Genomic DNA, 958 nt, shown 5'->3' on the forward strand with positions numbered 1-958 from the left:
ATGTACTTGCTGAGGTACTTGCGCTTGTTGAGGCTGACGTACTTGCTGATGTGCTTGCACTTGTTGAAGCTGACGTGCTTGCTGACGTACTTGCGCTTGTTGAGGCTGATGTACTTGCACTTGTTGAGGCTGATGTACTTGCTGATGTACTTGCACTTGTTGATGCTGATGTACTTGTTGATGCTGATGTACTTGCGCTTGTTGAGGCTGACGTGCTAGCCGATGTACTTGCACTTGTTGATGCTGATGTACTTGCGCTTGTTGAGGCTGACGTGCTAGCCGATGTACTTGCACTTGTTGATGCTGATGTACTTGCTGATGTACTTGCACTTGTTGATGCTGATGTACTTGCTGATGTGCTTGCACTTGTTGAGGCTGACGTACTTGCTGACGTACTTGCGCTCGTTGAAGCTGACGTGCTAGCCGATGTACTTGCACTTGTTGAGGCTGATGTACTTGCGCTTGTTGAGGCTGACGTACTTGCTGATGTGCTAGCCGATGTACTTGCACTTGTTGAGGCTGACGTACTTGCTGATGTACTTGCGCTTGTTGAGGCTGACGTACTTGCTGATGTACTTGCGCTCGTTGAAGCTGACGTACTTGCTGATGTACTTGCACTTGTTGAGGCTGACGTACTTGCGCTTGTTGATGCTGACGTGCTAGCCGATGTACTTGCACTTGTTGAAGCTGACGTACTTGCTGACGTACTTGCGCTCGTTGAAGCTGACGTGCTAGCCGATGTACTTGCACTTGTTGAGGCTGATGTACTTGCTGATGTACTTGCACTTGTTGATGCTGATGTACTTGTTGATGCTGATGTACTTGCGCTTGTTGAGGCTGACGTGCTAGCCGATGTACTTGCACTTGTTGATGCTGATGTACTTGCGCTTGTTGAGGCTGACGTGCTAGCCGATGTACTTGCACTTGTTGATGCTGATGTACTTGCTGATGTACTTGC

Annotated in this window: 1 protein-coding gene; it reads left to right on the plus strand. The window is 48.6% G+C overall.

The annotated features are described in order from the left end of the window. Positions 1-958: hypothetical protein (locus QM865_RS09120; RefSeq protein ID WP_414306507.1), on the plus strand; the 958-nt coding region annotated here is incomplete at both ends.

This window comes from Streptococcus mitis (assembly GCF_047462815.1).
Classification (GTDB): domain Bacteria; phylum Bacillota; class Bacilli; order Lactobacillales; family Streptococcaceae; genus Streptococcus; species Streptococcus mitis_DO.